This is a genomic window from Anabaena sp. TISTR 8404 (assembly GCF_056847745.1).
Genome location: NZ_CP180578.1, coordinates 6,525,349 through 6,537,616, shown reverse-complemented (window position 1 = coordinate 6,537,616; position 12,268 = coordinate 6,525,349). Strand labels below are relative to the sequence as shown.

Genomic DNA, 12,268 nt, shown 5'->3' with positions numbered 1-12,268 from the left:
ATCACTTCGTTTTAGCCTATCGTTGCCCAGGCGATCGCCGCAAGAGAATTTCCCAGGTAGCGCCACCAGCTACACCATCCTCTTCTAAACCATAGCGCCTTTGCAAAGCTTTAACTGCTGCTTCGGTAGTTCGGCCAAAATCACCATCTATGCCACCATTCAAGAAACCGAACCTTTGTAATTGTTTTTGTAAAGTGAGTACATCTTCACCACTCATCCCTAAACGCAAAATTGGATATCCTTCAGAGGTGTACTGAACACCAGGAACCTTACGAAAACTGATAGTTGATGATGGCTGTGTTGGTGTTTTTCGTTGAGTTGTGGGAGTTCTGCGGTTAACTGGTCTTGGTTCTGGTGTGAGAGTTGGTACTTGGGTTGTCCTAGGTTTGGGGTTAGCTGGTTTTGGTTCTGGCTTAGCAACAACTGTACTTGGCTGAGTTGTAGCCAAAGATGCAGCCGTGTTTGATGTCGGTGCTGGTTCTTTGGGAAACAGTTTTTGCCAAGTAGCAGCATCAACCACCCCATCAGGATTTAAGCCAACTGCTTTCTTAAAGCGAGAAACAGCATTTGCTGTATTCTCGTTATAAACGCCATCAACTGTTCCAGAGTAAAAACCTAAAAGCTTGAGTGCTGCTTGCAATTCCGAGACACGCTCCCCTTGAGAGCCTACTTTCAGCGTCGGACGCGTGATTGTAGCACTTGGTACTGCTTGAGCAATTTTCGGTGTTGCTGCAAATGAAACTACATCTGAGGAACCAATGAGTAAAGGTGTGGAGAATAACAGCAGTAACCAATACAACTTATTCGCGCTCAAGAAGCGAAACGCTGGCGATGAGTTTAAGTACTTCAAGATACACGCTGTTAGGCTGCCTGTCATGGAATTTACTCCCAGAATATTCTGTTGCTTATATTACAGCCGCTTGAGTCACGAAAAAAGGTTACAGTAGTATGTCAATAAATTTACTAATTGTCCCTATGTAGGATTTATTATAAAGATTCTGAGTGCGATCGCAAAAGCAAAAGCAAACCAATCAACCGCCCGATGTGCGGACATAAACTTCTTGTCCTTGGGAATCGTAGATAACTATGGGTAAGTTAGCATTCTCACTAATAACTGTGAGAGCTTCTTGTAGAATTTGCCAGTGATTAGTTGCAGTAATTGCAGGGTTTGGATTTTCAGGATTAGCCTCAGACAATCCACCTTGAATAGCTTGTTCATACTCAGGAGTGGTTCTGACAGTAATACCTGTACTGTTTAAAGTAAAAGTACAAATTTTAATTTCCCCAATACAAGTTTTAGTTAAGTCAAGGCGGGTTTGTTCCCAAGTATTCGTTAGCTGAACTTTTGCTTGAGCTTGCTTGAGTCTCTCTGAATAAGGTGCAATCAAACTTTGTGCTTGGGTGTAGTACAAGCTATCTTGAGAAATATTTTTAGCTGTTTGTAAAGCCTGCTCCCAGTATGCAGCAGCCGCTTGCCATTGGTTGAGTTTTTCGTAAGCTTTAGCTTGGTTAGCGATGTTAATTGCTTGTTGATAACTTTTGGCTGCTAATTGTTCTAGGGTAGCGCGATCGCGCGCTCTGGCTAATTGGGGTTTATATTCTATTAACAGCTTTTGTGCTTGGGGATAAGCTGGACTAGTCTGAGGAATCACACTCAAAGCATTAACCGCGATTTGCCAAGTAGACTGCACTTTTTGCCATTCTCTTAAAGATTTGGCAGAATTTTGCCATTTACTAGCTGCACTGGCTACTTCTTTTGCGGCTGTGAGTTTTTTCAGCCATTGTTCTTGAGCGAGTAACTGTTTATTGACAGTTTGTAAATTAATGCGATATTTCAATAATTTTGGCTGGATGAAATTATAAAGTTCGCTATTGGGATTGATTGTTTCTAATGGGACGATCGCCTGCCGCCACAGATGTTGTCTAGCTTGTAATTCCTCTAAACTAGTTGTGGTTGTTTGTGTTTTTTGCTCGGCTGTCGTACCTGCTTGTAAAGCTGTCACCACTTGATTAATTTTGTCTGACTGTGCCGCTAAGCTAGTTTTGAGTTCCTCAGCTTGTTGATGACGAGGCGACCACTGAGGAATAACACTCAACGCAGTGCTAGAGGCTTCTAGACGTTGTTTGACTGCTAATAATTCATTTTCTGACCTAGCACGATGCATCATCTGCCTAGATTCGGTTTTGAGTTGCGCCGCAGTTTCTAACTCTTTGCACTCAAACATCACACAAGGCCGAGTTACTAAATAACCACCAACGCCTAAAACAATTATCATTAGCAAACCTGCACCCAAAAACAAGGGTGAGATTACTAACGGACGTTTGCGGTGAATAGTGCTTAAATCTGGTGCATCAGCTAGGGGATCAAATGGTGTTTCTGCTGCTTCTAAATCTTCTGCAATAAATGCAGAACTTGTGTTTGTAGCCGCTGAGAACGAGTCATTGGGAGAAAATGAGGCGGAATCAGAAAAGTCTTCTGTATCTCCAATTCCCCAAGTCCCCATATTTTCTTCTCTGTGCTTGATAGTAATAGCACGTTTGGCGTAGGGGAGTTTTTCGCTAGTTACTCTGAGAAAACATTGTACCCGTTGCTCCTTGTAGCTTGGGAGCGACTGGAGTACATCTTCAAGCACTGCAAACACTTGTTCGATGTCAACTGTGATCCCGACTGGATGTTGAATCAGAATCATCAACTCGTCTTTGTTGACAGCACACCTAATCTGAAAGACTCTCCCAGATGGGACTTGAGCAAGAACTTGTTCTTGCAATGTTCTGGCTAACAGCTGTAAATCTTCCTGCTGGACTGCTACTTTCATAGAGCGTTCCCGCTGATTATCTATAATTGTTTTTTTATCTTTGAGGGAAATAAATGAATCACTGGCGTTTGTTGAATCTAGATGCACAATTTAACCAACCACAGCCGAAAATAAAATAGACCAACTTTCTAACATAGATTTTGACTGTTCCGCCAAAATCTAATATCAGTGATTATTCGTATTTTTAGAATTGGCTATGTTGATGTGCGCAAATTTACGAGTCAGGCGATTAAAATCAATTTACAAATATAAAAATGGGAATAATAAAAATTTTTACCTTTTAAAAATAGCTTTTTTGTAACAAGTTAATACCGTATGCCTCATGATTATCATAATTTCAAATCAATTGTTAACAGCCTCAAGCATAAAAAGTAAACAGAAGCGATCGCACTATTAGTAAGCTAAAACACATATTTATTGCATAATCACTTCATGAAAGTGTTGACCTTTGGCTGTTAACGGTCAACACCATTAAATTATGACTGTTGTATTAATTACAAAAATATTTGAAATCAGAGCAAAAATACTATGCCAAAGTTTTTGACACAACTGCTAATTTTGTTATATGCTGGCAATTCCACTGGGAATATTGATGACATTAGATAAATTTAGTTCTAGAGATTAATGCTAAAAATTCATTTGCGGCATTTGCTGAATTCGATAGAATTGATACATCAAAAACTAATTTATACAGATGAACTAGGCTTGATTAGGCAATTATGCTGCTGTAAAACAGAAACAACAGCACCACAAAAATATTTTTGGTAGTGGAAAAATAAGGTGCATAACAATGGATTTATTAGAGTATCAAGTTAAAGAATGGTTTGCTAACATCGGCATTCCTGTATTGCCTTCTCAAAGAATAGATCACCCGACAGATCTCAAACGGTTAAAAATTCGCTATCCAATCGTACTAAAATCCCAAGTGTATGCTGGCGAAAGGATTCACGCTGGTGGAGTCAGGATTGTCCAAACAACTATTGATGCGATCGCCGCAGCCCAAACTATTTTTAATTTGCCAATTTGGGGAGAGTTCCCAGAAGTTTTATTGGCAGAAACTAGATATGATAGCAAACAAGAATTTTATCTGGCAGTAGTTTTAGATACCGCTGTTTGCCGACCAGTTCTTTTAGGTTGTAAAGAAGCAGATATTGATTGGGAATCAGCAGGAGAGAAATTACAGTATGTAGTTGTAGAACAAGAATTTTCTCCTTTTTATGCGCGGCGACTAGCTTTAAAAATGGGTCTGCAAGGTGCGCTGATGCAGTCGGTCAGCGACGTGGTTGAGAAGATGTATGAGTTATTTATCCAAAAAGATTTAGACTTAGTAGAAATTAATCCTTTAGCAGTCAATGCAGCTGATGAAGTGATGGCGCTAAATGGGAAAGTTAGCATTAATGAACGGGCGATTGGTCGTCATCCAGAACTGGCCGAATTAGCAGCAAAAATCAGCAACCGTCGCAGCAGCAACAAAAATTACAGCAGGTTCAAAAACGGGAATGGTGGAGAAACCCAAGGTAAAATCGGCATTTTGGGTAATGGCGCTGGTTCAATTATGGCTACCTTTGATTTAGTCGCTAGTACAGGTGGTAAACCAAGTCATCCTTTGAATTTGCGACATGGTTTGTTGACCGACACTTCACCCACAAGTTTTGGCGATCGCTTAGCTAAAGGGCTGAATCTCCTTGCAGATGACAAAAGCATTCAAGTGATTTTGATTAATCTCCTCGGTAGTATTCCCCAAGCCGAAGCAGCCGCACAAGTCATTGCCAAATTTATTCAAGATCATCAAAGTGAAACTGAACACACTTACAACAACCGCAGTCGTCGAGAGTCACAAATTCCTTACTTAGTTGTGCGACTGGCGGGTTCTGAGTTGAATGTTGCCAAAGATGTATTAGCCCCATTAGAAAATCAAGGTGAACTGGTATTGGTAGAAGATTTAGATGAAGCAGTAGCGCAAGCTGTTCGTCTGGCTAAGCCAGCTACTTATCAGTCCGTCAAGGTTAAAGGCTAGGACTTAAGAAGTCTGAAGTATGAAGTCTGAAGGATAAAAAAGTTTGAAGCATGTAGACGCGTAGTGGCTTGCAGCAGGCTAGGATGAAAGCCCATAAGCCGGAAGTTAAAAACTAAAGGATGAAATTGATATTTCACACTTCATACTTCACACTTCATACTTCACACTTCACACTTCACACTTCATACTTCATACTTCATACTTCAGACTTTTTATGAACTTAACGCCAGATAGTAAAGTAATCATCCAAGGCTTTAGTGAATTTATCTCAGCCACTAATATTGAGCAAATGAAAGCTTATGGCACAAATTTGGTGGCTGGTGTCAATCCTGGTTCTGGTGGACAAACACAATATGATTTGCCAGTCTTCGATTTAGTTGAGGAAGTAGTTGCACATTTTGGCACAATTGACACAACAATTATCTGTGTTCATCCTTACCAAGTATTAGATGCAGCTTTAGAAGCGATCGCCTCCAACATCCGCCAGATTATTATTATTTCAGCTGGTGTGCCACCATTAGATATGGTGCAATTACTCCGCAAAGCCGAAGCTTGTGAAACTTTGATAGTCGGGCCGAACAGCCCAGGGATTATCGTCCCAGGAAAAATTCTTTTAGGCACTCAACCCAGCGAATTTTACACCCCCGGCCCTGTAGGAATTGTCAGCCGCAGCAGCACCCTGACTTACGAAGTCGCCAGAGAATTAACCAAAGCTGGTTTAGGACAATCAATTAGTGTCAGTATTGGCAGTGATGCAATTGTTGGTTCATCGTTTTTGCAATGGCTGCAAATTTTAGATGAAGATGAAAATACAGAAGCAATCGTTTTAGTTGGTCAACCTGGCGGCGGTAGTGAAGAAGCCGCAGCGCGATATATTACTGAAGCGATCGATAAACCAGTAATTGCCTACATTGCAGGTAGACAAGTACCACCAGCCAAAAACTGGAAACAAACTGGAACTTTAGCCGCAGTTATTGGCCGTGACCCGAATTTTGGTACAGCCCAAAGCAAATTAGCAGCGTTAAAAGAAGCGGAAGTTCCTGTAGCTGAACGTCCTTCCCTCATTCCTGAATTGGTTAGGAATGAATTGAAACTCCTGACTACAGGATGATTTGATATCAATTACTTACGTCAGGGACGATACACCAGTTAAGCCTCAAATATCCTCTTAACTACAGGGTTGCGTCCCTGTGAGGGAAATAGACTCTGATTTCTCAGTTTTCTCTGTGCTTTGTTTGATTGAATCTAGAAAACAGCAGATTGATTTCAGGAAAATTACGAAATTATTAAGTATTTACTTTTGTTGTTACAGATCAAATTTACTTTTAAATGTCCGTACTTATTATGTTGTTACAAATTGCTATCACACTTTGAATGCAAAGTGTTGATTAGACCCAGATATTGAAAAGAGGAAATCGTGCAAAAGGGAAATACTCTTTCCCTGAACCCTTGTTTCTTCCTCCCCCAACCTGCGAATTAAGCTAAAATTCAAGCATATCAAGCATTTCCACTTTAACAACATGCTATGTTAGAGACTTTACAAACCCGAATTTACGAACTCGAACAATTTGCCAATAGCCTTGTTGCTAACCAACTCACACACCTAAGCTTGTTGAGTGCTGGCATTATTTTTATGGCTGGCTTACTCACCAGCCTGACTCCTTGTATGTTGTCAATGCTACCCATTACTATTGGCTACATTGGTGGTTATGAAGCAAAAAGCCGCTTGCAAGCAGCAGCCCAATCAACTTGGTTTGCTTTAGGATTAGCAACTACCCTGGCCGGGATGGGTGTAATAGCTGGTTTAGTAGGCAAAGTCTACGGACAGATCGGAGTGGGGTTGCCAATTATCGTAAGTATTATCGCCATTATTATGGGGCTGAACTTACTAGAAGCATTACCCATACAATTTCCTTCTTTAGGCGAGACGAATTGGATTTCCCAAGATTTACCGCCAGGAGTGCGTTCTTATTCCATCGGCTTAACTTTTGGCTTAGTGGCTTCTCCTTGTAGCACACCTGTTTTAGCAAGTTTACTAACTTGGGTAGCCAGCACACAGGACTTAATTTTAGGCGCTGTTTTGTTACTTTCTTATACAGCAGGGTATGTAGCGCCATTAATTTTGGCAGGTACTTTTACCGCTGCAATCAAAAAACTGCTGGAGTTGCGTCGCTGGTCTGGTTGGATTAACCCAGTCAGCGGGGCGCTGTTAGTAGGATTTGGTGTCTTTTCTTTGATTTCTCGCATTCCCTTTGGCAGTTTTTAACCCATGACTTTAGATAATTCAGCGTCCACAGAATCGTCTACAGAATCAAGTTGGTTGTCAGCACCTTGGAAATTTATCCGCAAGGAAGTTTTGCCTGTACTGACAGACTTACGATTAGCGATCGCATTACTATTAATCATTGCCTTGTTCAGTGTTAGCGGTACTGTCATTGAACAAGACCAGCCAATCACTTTTTATCGCACTAACTACCCAGAACATCCGGCTTTATTTGGTTTCCTAACTTGGAAGGTCATCTTAATAGCTGGATTAAACCACGTTTATCATACTTGGTGGTTTACAGCATTACTCATCTTGTTTGGTAGTAGCCTGAGCGCTTGTACTTTCACTCGTCAATTACCAGCCTTAAAAGCTGCTCAACGCTGGAAATATTACGAAGAACCCCGACAATTTCAAAAATTAGCTTTAAGTGCAGAATTAGATACCGCTTCTTTAAATTCTCTCACTCAATTATTGCAAAACCGTCGTTATAAAATTTTTCAAGACAAAGATAATATCCTCTACGCCCGCAAAGGAATAGTTGGACGTATCGGCCCGATTATCGTGCATATTGGCATAGTCACGATTCTTTTAGGCGGAATTTGGGGGTCGATGACTGGATTTACCGCCCAAGAAAAGATTGCTAGTGGCAATACATTTCAAGTAGAAAATATCATTCATGCAGGCCCTTGGGCAAACACCAAACACTTAAAAGATTGGGCAGTACGTGTGAATCGTTTTTGGATTGACTATACGCCCTCTGGTAGCATTGACCAATTTTATTCCGATATGTCTGTTTTAGATAATGACGGTAAGGAGGTTGACCGCAAGACTATTTTCGTTAACCAACCTCTGCGTTATCGTGGCGTAACTTTCTATCAGGCAGATTGGGGAATCTCAGGTGTTCGTTTCCAATTTAATAACAGTCCTGTGTTCCAACTGCCAATGGCGGCGTTGAATACTTCCGCCCAACAAGGACGGCTTTGGGGAACTTGGCTTCCTACCAAACCTGATTTAAGTCAGGGTGTGTCTTTGATTGCCAAAGACCTCCAAGGCATGGTGTTGATTTATGATGACAAAGGTCAGTTAATTACTACGGTGCGTAGTGGTATGGCTGCCGAAGTCAACGGCACAAACTTAAAAATATTAGAAGTTATTGGTAGTACTGGCTTACAAATCAAATCTGACCCTGGTATACCCATTGTTTATGGTGGGTTTGCCATTTTGATGGCGGGTGTGGTGATGAGTTACTTTTCCCACTCCCAAATTTGGGCATTACAAAAAGGCGATCGCTTGTATGTCGGTGGTAAAACTAATCGCGCTCAAGTTGCTTTTGAAAAAGAAGTCTTGGAGATTTTGAATGCGTTGAATAATTCACAGTCAACTGCGGTAGTAGGGTAGAAGTTAACTTGTTACCCTCTTCATTCATAATCATCTCCACTTACTAGACACGTACATTAAGTTTCAAGGCTGAATAAATATAGTGATTTTCTCTGTATCTTCACTGTAATTATTCAGCCTTATATTTTCCCTCAAAATAATAAATATTTTAACGTGAGTCTCCAACGAAGGCGCACGTTATTTTAAACTATAAAAAATTGAGTTAGTGCGGTTGATTGTTTATATTGCATAGCACGAATTTATTGCTTTCAAGTTTCTGATCTACATTAGTTTACATATTCACTTCACTAATTGATTAAAGTTTTTATTTATAGAGGTTAATGTCAGCCATAAGTTGATGTCTACTTTATACAGCAGATTGCAAGTGAATGAGGTACAAATTTGCAGAAAAAAGCTATATACTAAGAGGCTTTCAAAGCTGTTACCCGTTCCCTGTTCCCTGCTGTAAATACAATCTTCAAGCTATTACAGATATATAGGACTCATATTTGATTATTGAAAAAAATTCAGTACACATCTAGCTTCCCTCTTATCCGTTCCCTGTTCCCCGTTTCCTATTCCTTCCCTATACAAGGATTTTCAGTAATCAAATCGGATTCCTATAGTAATTTCATTATTACTGAGATGAAGATTATTTTCTCAATACTTTTACCTAATATTATATGTATTTACACTTACTTTAGATGGCAACTATCCGCTACAAGATACAAATTAACCCAAGATAATTTTATTGATTTGCTCTTTTGTTCTTGAGTTATGAAGAGTTAGCAAAAATAACTTTTAGCTATAGACTTTCAAAATCTAATTGCGATAGAAATAATTTACCCGAAAAAAAGTAGCTCCGATACAATCAATGTTTTCCAATGGTTATCAAGTAAATGATTGAGACTTCATTACTTGATGAAAAGAAATCAAAACTTAGTTAATTGCGTATCAAAATTTATGACAGACATGAATAAAATCCGCTTTGGATTGATTGCTACTGCTACTTTAACTTACTCATTTTCCAGTATAGCTTCAGCAAGTGCGACAACTGCTAATACTACATCTACAAAAGTAACTCCTATTCAAGTAGCTATTAAAGAAGCGCCAATAGCTGCTAAAAAGGCTAAAGAAAGTGCAGATACACTCAAAAAAGCAGAAGATACACTCACAAAAACTACCCAAGCTGCAACAAAAGCCAAACAAGATACTAACAAGGCTTTAAATTCAGCGGAACAGACATTTCAAAAAGCAGATGCAGATTTTAATGCTGCGAAAGCAGTCTATGATGCTGCTAATAAAACTGTAACTGATGCGAAAACAGTCTATGATGCTGCTAATAAAGCTTTAACTGATGCGAAAACAGTCTATGATGCTGCTAATAAAGCTTTAACTGATGCGAAAGCAGCACAAGCTGCGGCTAAAACTAAAAGTGAAAAAGATTTAGCACAACAGGCGGTTAATAACGCTACTGCAAGCCTGAATACTGCCAATAGCAAGCTGAATGATGCCAAAAGCCAGTTTAGTACTGCAACTAGCAAACTGAATGACGCAACCAACAAATGTAACTCTGCAAATAGTAAGCTGAATGACGCAATAACTAAGCGCACTACAGCTGAACAAGCAAGAAATAAAGCCAGCGAACAAGCAAAAATTGCCACTGAGAATGCTGACAAATCACTTAAAGATGCAGAAGATTCTAGAAACCAAGCTAAATTAGCAGCGGACAACGCAGCCAAGTATTCTCTAGAAGCGCAAGAAGCGGCTAACAAAGCTAGTGACTGGAGTACGATGAAGCGACTTACTGTCAAGGATAGGTCAGAAGACAAAAATTTCCTATCTATACTTCCCCAATTTCAAGCTTTAGTGCAGAAAGAAAGGGTAGCAATTTCCGCAGATAAAATCCAAGCGCAGAAACTAGACTTAACTCAGCTATTTCTGACACAAAAACACAACGTGCGTGTTTGGTTCCTCAATGAAGGTGCTACTTATAAAAATCAGTTAGCTTTTGAAGCCATTAGAGGTGAGAAATACGATAAAGGTATGATTTTTGAAGATGTTTCTTGTAACAGCATCAGAAATAAATGCGAACTAGGAGAAAAAGATGGTGTGTTAGATATCGGTGATTTTGTAGATTTGGGTAGTTTCAAGGCTGGTACACAGCTGAATTTCTTACTCAAAGCTGATGGTTATAGCAAAACACCGAAAAACGGCGATATTTATGGCGCAGATTCATCTCTTAACCCTGATGGGTTACAACACTTAATGGCTTGGAAAGTCGGTAATTATTTGATGATGGGTTTTGAAGATTTACGTCACGGTGGCGATAAAGACTACAACGACACAATGTTTGTTATCGACTTTGGTAAAGACAATTTCAAAACATCTGCTGTACCAGAACCTTCTGCTACACTCCCACTTTTAGGCTTAGGTGCATTTGGGATGCTGAATTTGCGTCGCCGTCGTCGTTAATAGCTGACATAGCAGGTGATAGGTGACAGGTAACAGATGACAGAATTAAAAGCTTGTAGTGTCTAATTTTTATCATCTGTTAATGTCCTAAACTATGCTTCGATTGCTATGAATTTTCAGGATCTTAGCAAGATATCAATATATTCGTAGGGGCGCAGACCTTGCACCCCTACATTCTGTATTTGTAGCATTCTGTTTTAAAACTAGTATGAAAGTTCTATCTAAATACAGATGCGTTTATTCTTGTCCTTTAACAGGTTAATTCGCTGATGCTTTTTGGTGACGTACTTCAATGACTGTATGCACGTTACCACGAGGTGCGAAATCTGCTTTAACAGTAATTTCTAGAGGATCACAAGCTGCTACTATGTCATCTAGAATTTGATTGGCAGATTCTTCGTGAGAGATATAGCGATCGCGGTAACTGTTAATGTAAAGCTTGAGGGCTTTCAATTCGACTACCCGTTCATCTGGTATGTATGTAATATGAATTGTGGCAAAGTCAGGATAGCCGGAAAATGGACATTTACAAGTAAATTCCGGCAAAGTAATGTTGACATCATATCGCCTACCCACTCGCGGATTGGGAAAGGTAATTAAATTACCTTCCGCAATGTTGCGTTCGCCATACTTTACTTCTGATGCGTCATTGGTCATTAGTTATTTGTCCATAGTCAAGGGTCAAGAGTCCATAGTCAAGGGTTAAAGGTAAATAGTCAATAGCTTTTGCTAAATAACTTTTTTCCTGTTCTTTCTCTGATTTTTACTCTTGTTCCCAGTCGGGACAGTTTTGATCATCCCAGCCGTGGGGGTGCATGGCACAGACTAATAAGTTACCACCATAAACTTGACCGTGGTAGTTTGTACAACCTACGCAAGCTGCATTTTGTTCTGGAGTAGCTTCGACTGCATAGGGAAAACCCGGATCTGCATCTGAAACCACATCTTCTAATTCCCAATACATTTCTAAGAAGGGTGCAGATATTTCTTGTAAGTATTGTTCTACTTCAGCAGCAATGTTATTTTGTACTTGCTCAGTTAATTCTTCTGTGAGGTCAAAAAAGCTATCAACCATGTCATTAATTCCTTCAAAGAAGCGTTCTACTTCCTCTGCAACTGTTTCTACGATTCCCAATAAATCTTTTTGCCATTCTTCCATAAATTTGACGCTCTTGCTGGCTATAAAATTAGGATGCTGAGTGCCACCCAAATGAAGTACTTTAATACATTCTAGGCAATGTATGTTGTCAACTTTTTGGGTGTCACAGTGAATCCCAGTACTTTTTACTGCTGATGCTGAAGGTAAAAACTGCGGTT

At 39.9% G+C, this 12,268-nt stretch carries 9 protein-coding genes; 5 read left to right on the top strand and 4 right to left on the bottom strand.

Annotated elements, in window-relative coordinates; all coding sequences use genetic code 11:
• Positions 1–16: 16 nt before the first annotated feature.
• Together ACMX3D_RS28180 and ACMX3D_RS28175 are read right to left on the bottom strand one after the other, a co-directional pair.
• Complete coding sequence (locus ACMX3D_RS28180; RefSeq protein ID WP_482749067.1) at positions 17–877, bottom strand: peptidoglycan-binding domain-containing protein; 861 nt, start codon at positions 875–877, stop codon at positions 17–19.
• 154 nt (positions 878–1,031) lie between these two features.
• The gene (locus ACMX3D_RS28175) at positions 1,032–2,816 is read right to left on the bottom strand and encodes a hypothetical protein (protein ID WP_482749066.1); all 1,785 of its coding nucleotides are present in this window, start codon (positions 2,814–2,816) and stop codon (positions 1,032–1,034) included.
• 790 nt (positions 2,817–3,606) lie between these two features.
• Between ACMX3D_RS28175 and ACMX3D_RS28170 the strand changes: the two genes are divergently transcribed.
• From ACMX3D_RS28170 to ACMX3D_RS28150, 5 genes are all read left to right on the top strand, one after another.
• A complete protein-coding gene (locus tag ACMX3D_RS28170) occupies positions 3,607–4,833 on the top strand; it encodes an ATP-grasp domain-containing protein (RefSeq protein ID WP_482749065.1) in 1,227 nt (408 codons plus the stop codon).
• A 214-nt stretch (positions 4,834–5,047) separates the two neighbouring features.
• Entirely contained in the window at positions 5,048–5,944 is an 897-nt protein-coding gene (locus ACMX3D_RS28165; protein WP_482749064.1) for a succinate--CoA ligase subunit alpha, read from the top strand.
• 414 nt (positions 5,945–6,358) lie between these two features.
• Positions 6,359–7,099, top strand: a complete 741-nt coding sequence (locus ACMX3D_RS28160; protein ID WP_482749063.1) for a cytochrome c biogenesis protein CcdA — start codon at positions 6,359–6,361, stop codon at positions 7,097–7,099.
• A gap of 3 nt (positions 7,100–7,102) precedes the next feature.
• Positions 7,103–8,497, top strand: a complete 1,395-nt coding sequence (locus tag ACMX3D_RS28155; protein ID WP_482749062.1) for a cytochrome c biogenesis protein — start codon at positions 7,103–7,105, stop codon at positions 8,495–8,497.
• 942 nt (positions 8,498–9,439) lie between these two features.
• A complete protein-coding gene (locus ACMX3D_RS28150; RefSeq protein ID WP_482749061.1) occupies positions 9,440–10,951 on the top strand; it encodes a DUF4114 domain-containing protein in 1,512 nt (503 codons plus the stop codon).
• Between the two features lie 258 nt (positions 10,952–11,209).
• On the opposite strand, the gene queF is transcribed toward ACMX3D_RS28150, so the two are convergent.
• Together queF and ACMX3D_RS28140 are read right to left on the bottom strand one after the other, a co-directional pair.
• Complete coding sequence (queF, locus tag ACMX3D_RS28145; RefSeq protein WP_482749060.1) at positions 11,210–11,608, bottom strand: preQ(1) synthase; 399 nt, start codon at positions 11,606–11,608, stop codon at positions 11,210–11,212.
• 106 nt (positions 11,609–11,714) lie between these two features.
• Positions 11,715–12,110, bottom strand: coding sequence for a hypothetical protein (locus ACMX3D_RS28140; protein ID WP_482749059.1), 396 nt, complete (start codon positions 12,108–12,110; stop codon positions 11,715–11,717).
• Between the last annotated feature and the right edge of the window lie 158 nt (positions 12,111–12,268).